A 9,964-nucleotide genomic window follows, 5' to 3' on the forward strand; every position below is an offset into this window, starting at 1 on the left:
CACGCGCTCGGTCGGGTCCAAGGCGAGGTAGGCGTCCTTGCTGAACTTGATCTTGTCGGCCTCCTCGCACGAGTAGGCGGTTTGCACGGCAGCAAACGCATTCATGTCATCAGCCGGCACAGCGGGCTGGGCCTGCGCCAAGACGGTGCCCGAACAACAGCGTCAGAGCAAACGGGGTCCAACGTTTCACGGATATCTCCTCGGAAGTTATGGTTAAGGTTGACCAGACGAGCATGCCCCTCGCATGCTTGGGAATCGAAGAGCACCAACGGATAGCGCAGTAGCTCCTCCGGCAGGATATATCTATAGGCAAGCAACGGATGGCGCGGCGGCACCGCTACCACCATGGGCTCGCTCCAAAGGGGATGTGCAGGAGGTGCCATCGTCAACTTCGTTGGATAGAGAGAGTCCGACGTCGTATTGACCATCGTGCAGTCCCCTGATCAGCTGAGACAACGGCGCTTCGAACAGTCGCACCTCAACCTCCAGTTCTTCCTGCCGCACAACGCGAGCAACGCGGGTAGGCGTGATCGAGCGCTACAGTCCGACAAGACGATGCGCAATTGGCCGTGAAGCCCATTAGCGACTGCCTGTACCCTGTCTCGCGCCTGCTCTACAGCAGCGAGGATGCGCCGTGCGTGCTCCAGGAACAGCTGACCACAGGACTCAGGCACGTACTATGGGTGGTGCGCAGTAAGAGTGCGCACCACCAACTCTTCAGCGACTGCACGCCAATCACAAAATAACAGCAATAGAAAGATGAAGGCGACACGATATTGAAACTTTACCGAAACGTAGGGATCTTCGACCCAAATTGACATAGAAGGGATCCCCTTCGGCATGAGGATCGTATTTTGGGCTTACTCAGCAGTGCCAACCTACGCACCACCGCCTAGCGCCTTGTACAGCGTGACCATATTGTTCAATCGGTCCAGGCGATTCTTCGCGCAAGCGCCCTGCAGTTGGCGCACCTGTTTTTGCTCGTCAAGCCAGGGTTGCACGTCGGACAGCCCTGCCACAAAGCGAGCGCGAGCCAGGCCTTCTGCGCGCTGGGCCCGCTCCAACGATAGGGCATGCAGGGACTTCTGCTGCTCGAGCTGCCAGCGCCCCGACAAGGCGGAATCAACCTCGGCGAGCGCCGTGTACCACGTTTTCCTGAACTCGGCGACGTTGGCTTCGTATTCGTCGCGCGACACCTCCACCCCTCGCTGCCGCATCCCCCAGTCGAGCAACGGCAGCACAACGCCTAGTCCAATCCCGTCAATCGGGTTTGACAGCAGACCCACGAGGCTGGCGCTGGAGCGCCCAGCCTTACCGGTGAGCGAAAAAGTGGGATACAGCTCCGCACGGGCCTGGTTGATTTTCGCAAGCAACTGGCGCAACTCGAATTCGGCCTTGCGCAGGTCGGGGCGACGGCTTAACAGATCCGCAGGCAGGGAATCGGGTACGCCTGGCAAGTACCCTTCGGGCAGATGCCCAGGTTCGTGCAGCCAGCCCTGTGGCGGGCGGTCCAGCAGGATCGCGAGGTCATTCCGATGCCGCGTGCGCTGCGCCAGCAGGTTCAGCCTCAGCGCATCCAGCGTCGCCACACCTTGCTCGGCGCGTACGACGTCCAGGCCATGCGCGGCGCCGGCCTCATGCCGGCCCCGCACGATGGCGAGCGTCCTCTGTGCATTGGCAATATCCGCCTCGTTGCGGACGAGCTCATGATTCAGATAGCCGATCTGCCAGTAGTGCTTCGCCGTGTCCCCGATGAGGGTCATTCTGATCGCTTCACGTTCTGCCTCTGCGGCCCTTGCGGCCCAGCGCTCGGCGTCGCGCTCGGCCGCCAGCTTGCCCCAGAGATCCAGCTCGTAGCTGAGCGAAACGGAATAATCGCCCTGAACCCGGAGCGAACCGGTTTCGCGACCGGCGTTGAGCCCTAGCCCGGAGGAGATTCTTGGATATGCATTGCTCGCCGCAATGCCGGCCTGCAACCGGGCCTGATGAATACGGATCGCCGCAGCCGCCAGCTGGCTGTTGACAACCAGCACGTCCTCCACCAATTGATCCAGATTGGCATCTCCGAAAGCTCGCCACCAATCGTACGGCACCGTTTCGGACGGTGCGCCAGCCCCCAGCTCACGGGTGCGCGTCTGTGCGTCGCCACCGTCTCCGTACTGGTTCCATTGCGTTGGGATTTCCACGGCAGGAGTGAGATATTGGCTGGCCGGCAAGCAGCCTGCCAACGATGCGGCGAGGCACGCGGCGCCCACCCAGCACGATCCGCGTCGCCGCCTTGATGTGTATGTCGGCATGGCGTCGTCTCACTCGCGGGCAAGCGCGTCGACCGGGTTCAGGCGGGCGGCGTTCCGGGCAGGGAAATAGCCGAACACGATGCCAACCAGCGTCGAGCATAGCGTTGCCACCACGACAGGCCCGAGGGTAAATGCCATCCTCGTCTGCTGCCCGAGCCACGGGAGGATCAGGCCCACCAGCAGCGCAAGTCCGATTCCGAGCGCGGCACCCAGCAGGCACACCATCACCGCCTCGCAGAGGAACTGCATCAGGATGTCCCGCTGTCTTGCACCGACGGCCATCCTGATGCCGATTTCTTGGGTGCGCTCCGCGACGGAAACGAGCATGATGTTCATCACGCCTATCCCGCCGACAATCAGCGAGATCACGGAGACGGTCAGCAACATGCGCGTCAGCACGCCTTGGGCCTTCTGCCTCCTCTTGGCGACTTCGTCAAGGTTGATTGTCATGAAATCCTTCGTACGGTGGCGCAGCGTGAGGATCTTCTCGACCCCCTCCTCGACCACCTTCGCAGGAATGCGTTCGTGACCGCGTACGATGATCCGTTCCACGTGCTGACGGCCAAAGAGCCGGTCACTGGCGGTGGTATAGGGTAACCACACGTTCAATTGCCGAGGGTTCAGGAGCATGCCCGCGTTCACGACGGCAACGCCGACCACCACGCATGGCACGTTGTCGATCAGGATGATCTTTCCCAGCGCGCTCCCGGCAGCCGGGAACAGCTTGCGGCGCGCCACTTCGTCGATGACCACGACCTGCGCGCGGCGCTGCACGGCGGCTTGTCCGAACCATGCCCCCTCGACAAGCCTTGCCCCGTACATCCGGGCGTAGTTCGCACTCACCCCTATGACATCCGCCAAGGCGTCGACGCCCCGGTAACGTACGGTGGCGCCCTGCGGAGTTTCAGGCGTCGCATCGTCGACGAATGCCTGCTCTGCCAGGGCGGCCGCGTCGGCCGGTACAAGCGTCTGGATCTCCGACGCCCGGGGATCGCCCCAGTCCCGACCTGAATAGACGTGAATGACATTCGTCCCGATACTGCCAAATGATTCGAGCGCTTGCCGCTTGGCGGCTTCTCCGATCCATGCGATCGCTACGACGGATGCGATTCCGATCGTGATGCCAAGCGTTGTGAGTATCGTCCTCAACCGCCGAGCCACCATCGATTGTGACGCCATGCGCAGCGCCTCGATAAAGCTACGCGGCGTATCGTTATCCCCGAGCAACGGTTCAGTGCACGCGGCGGGCCGGGCTGCCCGGCCGGGTGACGCCGTCGCGCTCGCGTTGTCAGGAGAGATTCCATCCCGAGGGATGGCGTACTGTCGCGAGTCCGCGACCAACTCGCCGTCACGCAGTTCGATGACACGGCTTGCATGCGCGGCGACGCCGGGATCATGCGTGATGACGATCACGGTGCGGCCGCGGGCATTCAGATCCCGAAGGGTGTCCATCACTTGCTGGCCACTCGAGGAGTCGAGCGCACCCGTTGGCTCGTCCGCAAGGATGACGTCTGCCCCATTCATCAACGCCCGTGCAATGCTGACACGCTGTTGCTGGCCGCCCGACAATTGGCCTGGCCTGTGATTGGCACGCTCTCCGAGCCCCAGTTGCCCGAGGAGTTCGAGGGCACGCGCCTGCCTTGCGCGTTGCCCGGCGCCGGTGTAGACCGCGGGCATCTGGACGTTGGCCGATGCATCGAGGTACGTCAGCAGTTGGTAGCGCTGGAAAATGAAGCCGAAGCGCTGTCGCCGCAGATAGGCAAGCTCGTCGTGACCGAGGTCACCGATTTCCCGCCCATTGATACGGTAGCTGCCCGAACTCGGTTGGTCCAGGCAGCCCAGGATATTCATCAACGTCGACTTGCCGGAGCCCGATGTACCCACAATGGCCACGAATTCGCCGGCATCGATCGACAGGTTGATGTCCTTGAGCACGACCACGTCGCGGTCCCAGGAAGGAAACCGGCGCGTCACGTTCGTCAACTGTAGCAGGGGGGCATTCACCTTCAGCTCGTCGTGGTGGTGGGTTCGGCCATGCCCGTCACAACGCGTTCGCCCTGCGCCAGACCCTTGCGCACCTCCACGTTCACATTGTTGTTCAGGCCAACGTAGACCGCGCGCTCGACGACGCGCTCGTCGCGACCGATCACGCGCACCAGATGGCGACCATCGGCGATCTGTTCGCCCAGCGCGGCCACCGGGATGCTAAGTGCCTGACGCACGGTCGCGATCAGCACGCTCACCTGCGCGGTCATGGAGATGCGCAGGCGCCGGTCGGCATTCGGTACCTCGAATAGCGCGTTGTAGAAGACTGCGGCGCCTGGCTTGGACGATTGTCCACTGTTCGTGCCCGGGGTGGAGCCGGGCGGATCCAGGAAGCCCTGAGGCACCGGCTCGATGGCCCGGATCTTTCCGTAATAGCGTTTGTCCGGGTCGCCCAGGATTGTGAAGTAGGCAGTTTGTCCCGGGCGCAGGCGGACCACATCCGCCTCGGAGACTTGCGCTCTGACGGTCATCGAGTCCATATCGGCCAGTCTGAGGATCTCCGGCGCCTGTTGGCTGGCAATGACGGTCTGCCCCTCCTGGGTGACGATGGCTACCACTTCGCCATTCCTTGGCGCGACAATCTGCGTGTAGCCCAGGTTCGCGCGCGCAATCTCCACCTCGGCATGAGCGCCTTCGATCCTCGCATCAAGCGCGGTGAGCCGTGCCCGCTGCTCGTCGACCAGGGCTCTCGCCGCCTCGAAGTCTTGCCGCGAGGAGGCGTCGATAGCTAGCAAATTGCGCTGACGATTCAACGCCGGCTCGGCTTTTGCCAGCGTCGCGACAGTCTCCTGTCTTTGCGCGACCAGTTCCTTTTCATTGGCGATCTTCTGGCGCAGTTCGTTGTGTGCCGGTACCGAATCGATCTCCGCGAGCAGCTGTCCCTTAATTACCTTGTCGCCAAGCTCGACCTTCAACGCCTTGATCTGTCCATCCACCTGGGCGCCCACCTTGACCTGCTGGGATGGCTGGAGCGAGCCCACCGCCAACACCGCCAGTTCGAGATCCTTGCGTTCGACTGGCGCCGTGGTATATGGAGAGGGCTTCGTACAGGCGAGCTGGCACAGCGCGATGGTCAGTATCGTGGCGCAAACAGCGGCGCCGATGACCCGGGAGCGATAGCGAAGCGACATGATCTTCATGGGGACACTACATCCGCAGAGGCGGTTCGATGGACGATGGAAGCCCGGGCGCCGACTCCATGCAACCTCAGCCGTCATCGCCGGCTGCCGTCCCTTCGAGATACGCGGGCCTTTCATTGCTGTGACATGCCGCGATTAGATCGCCTCATCGTACTCTTCGGCAACCATCCAAACTGACAGGTATGTAGGTGAACTCGCTGGTGAGCAACCGGCTTCCCCACCGTGGCCGGAAACGTGAAGGGCCGCTGCGCCCGTCGATGACGCATCCATCGGACAGCCTTCCAGCGCGAGGTGGGCGCAAACCACGCCGCCAGGATCCCGAGCGCCAGGCGCAACCGCCGCCCGCGTGTGCGATAGCCTCTCGCGCAAGGGGATCCGCGCCTGTCGAGGGCTCAAGACTGCTCAAGCAACTTCGCAACGAGGGCGAACAAGCCGCCGATGGCGACGCACAGCGCAATCCATGCAGCGATGATGCCAACACAAACCTTCAGCTTCATGATGCTTCTGATGGGCCAACTAGGCTAACGGGCGGGGGATGCCTGAATTGGAAGCCTCGCCCGGCCCTTCGACAACCTTCAGAACTGAGAGGTATGCTGGTAAGTTCCGGGACGATATTTCTCACCGCACCTGCGTCGCGTGTCAGCATCGGGCGAGTTGGGCGCTACATCAGATTGCATGGGATGCTGCACCGGTGGTGCGCGACGACCGGCAGAATTGACAGGTCTTCCACGCACCCTGTCGTGCTACGAGTCAGCTGAGCATGCCGCTCATGGCCGCATAGACAGCCGCCGCGGTCTTGTTGGGCACGTTGAGCTTGGTGATAATGTTGCGGATGTGGAAGCGCACGGTGCATTCCGACAATGAGAGCAGATCGGCAATCTCGAGCGTGGTCTTCCCATCGGCCGTCCACTTGAGCACCTCGATCTCCCGGCTCGTCAGAGCCCCGGCCCGCTGGGCGAAGTGGTCGGGCAGCATCACTTCCGATAGGCGCAGATGGGCAATGGCCGTCAGCCCGCGCAACTCCGCTTCCTTGTACGCACGCTCCTCGTCCGCTAACGGCGTCGCCGACCGCGCCACGGTGAACATGCCGCCCTGCGAGGCGCCGCTAAAGCAGGATTGGGCCCACCCCACACGCAGGCCAGCGCCCTGCGCTTCTTCCCAGAAGGCGGGCACCCGCGCAAACATTCTCGGCGTCCATACGAAGGGGGTGTCGGATTGCTCGCCGCGCGCGATCGTGGGATCGATCTCCAGATAGCGGTTGCGCGCGTAACGCTCCTGCCAGATGGCGGGATAGTTATTCCGCATCAGTGTCTCGGGTCTCGACACTGGCCAGGGTGTGCGCAGCCCGTACGCGCAATACTCGAACTCGAGCTTCACCGCCACGCGCAGTATGGCTTCGAAGATCGCCTGCTCGCTATGCACACCATCGATGGAAGTCAGCAAATCAAGTAGCCAGTGCTTCATGGCCTCACCCCGCTTTGCGCGATCACCCACCTCATGCCACACCCAACGTCTCTCGTATCCCTTTCAACACTGCATTCCCCACACCACATCACGGCGTACATCGGGCCGTCACAGAAAACAACTGTTCATTATGGGCGATTAATTTTATCAATACAATTTGAATTTTATTCATATGCGTATGCATATAAGTCAAATAGTTATGATGGCCAGTGCATATATTTAAATAAATTATCTTTGGATCTCGGATACCGTTGCTCGCGACGCTATCCGAATTTGGCCGGCCATTCATGCGCATTTCGGCGTAATGTGGAGCTATCCAAACTGAGAGGTTTCCTACTGCGTTGAGACCGCGTAATGTGCCCGGGTGTTTTCTTCCTTAATAGCCATCGAGGGCAATCCAGCCGTTGCGATCCATCAATATGGCGTGGGAACAAGCTCGTCTGGGAGCCTCGGACGTTCAACGGTATCGTGAATTTTCGGGCGCCGCCCAAAAAGGTAGGCGATGACTTTCACTCCGCGGTCAAGGCGCTGGTAAGCGGCGCTGCCTACGGCCGTCGCAATGTGTATTGCATACGACCGTCGGAGTACGAGCCGCATGCCATGTTCGACGACGAGAAGCGCATTGTCTATGTCATCGCCCGACCGACCGGAGATCGCTGCATCTTCACCTTCCCGCAGGAGGTCGACACGATAGGATGACCTGACGCGAACGGCTTGATCCGCCGCGCCTGAGTCACCGATATACAGTCGAGGCTGACAAGGAGCCCCGCGATGGCATTTCAGCCGCCGCCGACCGCGAGTCTCTCACCCACACGCGAGCGTCGGCGAGCCGCAGGATCTGGGTCTTCTACTTGCTTATCGCTGTGGCGCCCGGAAGTCGAGACATGTCCAACGCCGCTTGCATTGGCGCCCGCGTATCGGCCATGCGCATGCGGTGCCAGTGGGTGGGGTGCCGCCTGAACTGCTGACAGCGCATTCAGAAGCCACCGGAGCGGCTGGCATCGGCATGGCGCCCCTGCGCAATGATGCAAACGTCCTGACCCGGTAGCCGGCGACCGGTCCTTCGCACCCAGGCGCCAACAGCGATGCCGCCTGGTACAGTGACGACGCCTGCGGTGCGTGCTACCGCTTCTCTTCCTTGCCAGTCTTGGACTGCCCCTTGGGTTTGGGTTTATGCACGGGATAGCAAAGCCCCCTGGCATCACTGGCTGGCATCTCGGAGCACGGCCGTAGTGTAACCTCCTGCCGCGGTGATTTGGCGGGCTCGGATTGCTGTTCGATGACATAAATGAACCCGCAGTCCACGGCCAGCGTCGCAAGCGCCAGCAGCACGATGTTGTTCACAGCGAGATCTCCTCGAAATGATTGGCGATTGAGAGATGCACCGCCGCGCAGTAACGCCGGGCGGGATCCGGCGCATGGCACAGCGATCCAATCCTTCGGCGACAGCAAATGAGCGGGCACGATGCGCGGCCCGACATAACATGCCTGCGCTCGCCTCGACTCAAGGGGGGCGCAGCGGTAGTTCCCGGGCCGCCGCTAATTGGTCGACTTCCGTCCCCCGGCATGCCAGTCTCCGGAGATAAACGGCGTGGCGTTGGGTGCAACGTGACATTGGGTGCGTTCGCGGTTGGGCTGCTGACACTCCAGATGCGAGGGATTTCGCGCTGGCATTTCAGGCGCGGTGGGTCCCTTCGCCGCACCGTTCACCAACAGCTTGACGAGCGCGAGCAGCAGTATTTCGCTCATCGCGTCATCTCTCCGATGTGATGGGAGTTCAGCGGGTCCTCCTGACTGTCCGATGAGTCGGCGTCGGCCGGGCACAGGGACCGCTGACCTACGTCGCCCATCGCGCTCTGGTATTGCCCGGTATCGATGCGACACGCAAAGAGTTGTCGCCCGTCGATGGCGACCGGCGATGCTGTCTTGAAGCGCAATCCGGCGCGCTGAAGGAGCCGCTCGATGCCGACGGGAGAGACTGACACAAGTTCGCTTGCACCGAGTTCCGCTGCGCACATAATGGTCGCGCGCAGCAGGGCCGTGGCCGAACGGGAAGAGAACTGCGCATTGCCCGGCAACGCCGGCGCTTTGAGGTCCACCACCGCGAAGCGCGAGATCTCCCAGATGTTGGGAGACGCCGGAGCGGGCGAGCCGTGCAGTAGCGCCGGAAAGATGTCGCGAAGCAGGTATGGGCCGGTAGTGGACAACAGGCGCGCCATGCCACGGATCGCACCACTATGCTTGTCCAGTGCCACCACATACACGGTATCTTCACGATCGAACTGATCGAGTTCGATCCCATCGGGACAAGGCAGCTTCCAGCCCAGGCGCTGCACGAAGACTTCATGCCGATAGCGCGCAAGGCGCGACATCATGGCCGGCTGCAGGTGGGTCGATTCCCCCGAGATAATACGCACACTTTCCTCCGAGCACTCTGCTGTGTCCGGATTAGATCGCCTCATTCGACCTTGGAGCAACCGTCAAAACTGACGGGGGTACACATGGCATACCTCGGGACACTGCGTCACGCCGAGCTCCGCCTGGGCGAATAACGCACTGCTTTGATGCGTACGCGCATCGCCGATGTAGAGCGTCAGGCGTGCGGTGTACAGGTCGCCCTTCTGGAGGCCGTCTGCCTCGCCCTGTCGAACCCACGCCAGGGGTGCGGGTTCGAGCCATCAAGGTGCGCAGCGCGCGTCTCCCGTCTTCATCATGTGCCATTTCGACTGCGATTCGGCGGGCCGACTGAGAACGGCGCTGGCGAGCGTGGATCTTGACCCTTCAAACTACAGACGGATATCCAGCGCAAACGGATGCCGCCGCAACTCCGGCGGCCCGTCGCCCGTCAGGCGCAGCCGCGCGGGCAGTCCGGGCGCATCGGCGGGCAGGACATGGCATTACACGCGCCAGTGCAGCTTGCCGATGGTATCGGCGATGCGTGGCAGGCAGTCCGCTTCAAAGCGGGCGAAGAGGTCCATGGTACGCGTGTTGACATCCTTATATGAACACCGCCCGGAT

7 protein-coding genes and 1 pseudogene are annotated in these 9,964 nt (G+C 61.9%); all 8 read right to left on the reverse strand.

What is annotated here, in order from left to right; translation table 11 throughout:
* Positions 1-221: 221 nt before the first annotated feature.
* Positions 222-700, reverse strand: a pseudogene (locus CF68_RS35910) (LysR family transcriptional regulator); the annotation flags it as partial.
* Positions 701-878: 178 nt separating this feature from the next.
* Complete coding sequence (locus tag CF68_RS01980; protein ID WP_035815662.1) at positions 879-2,297, reverse strand: efflux transporter outer membrane subunit; 1,419 nt, start codon at positions 2,295-2,297, stop codon at positions 879-881.
* A 9-nt stretch (positions 2,298-2,306) separates the two neighbouring features.
* Complete coding sequence (locus CF68_RS01985; protein ID WP_035815663.1) at positions 2,307-4,301, reverse strand: MacB family efflux pump subunit; 1,995 nt, start codon at positions 4,299-4,301, stop codon at positions 2,307-2,309.
* 2 nt (positions 4,302-4,303) lie between these two features.
* Positions 4,304-5,482, reverse strand: coding sequence for an efflux RND transporter periplasmic adaptor subunit (locus CF68_RS01990; RefSeq protein WP_049800744.1), 1,179 nt, complete (start codon positions 5,480-5,482; stop codon positions 4,304-4,306).
* A gap of 750 nt (positions 5,483-6,232) precedes the next feature.
* On the reverse strand, positions 6,233-6,946 hold the full coding sequence (locus tag CF68_RS01995) for an autoinducer binding domain-containing protein (RefSeq protein ID WP_013959766.1): 714 nt from the start codon (positions 6,944-6,946) through the stop codon (positions 6,233-6,235).
* Between the two features lie 1,122 nt (positions 6,947-8,068).
* Positions 8,069-8,290: a hypothetical protein gene (locus CF68_RS02000; protein ID WP_013959769.1), complete on the reverse strand. Its 222-nt coding sequence runs from the start codon at positions 8,288-8,290 to the stop codon at positions 8,069-8,071.
* Positions 8,291-8,485: 195 nt separating this feature from the next.
* Positions 8,486-8,695, reverse strand: coding sequence for a hypothetical protein (locus tag CF68_RS36935; protein WP_148271787.1), 210 nt, complete (start codon positions 8,693-8,695; stop codon positions 8,486-8,488).
* Complete coding sequence (locus CF68_RS02005; RefSeq protein ID WP_200872514.1) at positions 8,692-9,321, reverse strand: acyl-homoserine-lactone synthase; 630 nt, start codon at positions 9,319-9,321, stop codon at positions 8,692-8,694. Before CF68_RS02005 ends, CF68_RS36935 begins: the two co-directional genes overlap by 4 nt.
* Positions 9,322-9,964 lie beyond the last annotated feature (643 nt).

It is taken from the genome of Cupriavidus sp. SK-4, assembly GCF_000611125.1.
Classification (GTDB): Bacteria; Pseudomonadota; Gammaproteobacteria; order Burkholderiales; family Burkholderiaceae; genus Cupriavidus; species Cupriavidus necator.